Source organism: Stenotrophomonas sp. AS012628, from assembly GCF_010608305.1.
Taxonomy (GTDB): Bacteria; Pseudomonadota; Gammaproteobacteria; order Xanthomonadales; family Xanthomonadaceae; genus Stenotrophomonas; species Stenotrophomonas geniculata.
Genome location: NZ_VMBJ01000243.1, coordinates 1 through 233, shown reverse-complemented (window position 1 = coordinate 233; position 233 = coordinate 1). Strand labels below are relative to the sequence as shown.

1 pseudogene is annotated in these 233 nt (G+C 66.5%); it reads right to left on the bottom strand.

The features are described 5' to 3' along the window. Window positions 1-233, bottom strand: a pseudogene (locus tag G5A07_RS22310) (hypothetical protein); the annotation flags it as partial.

The window sequence follows — 233 nt, the reverse complement described above, 5'->3', positions numbered from 1 at the left end:
GGCACGCGTTGATCGCCGCAGCGATGGCGGTGGCACAGTTCGCCGAGGTCATCAGCGCGTTGACCGGCACGGAGATGCGGTAACCGCCGATGTAGAGCACGATGCTGACCGAAGAAGTCGGGGCGGTCGAGACCGTCACGCTACCAGTCGCGGCGGTCGCGCCGCCCGTGGCGTCTGCCAGCGGGATCGCCCAAATCTCCTGAAGCGGAGCATTCGCGCGGGCGATCTTATAC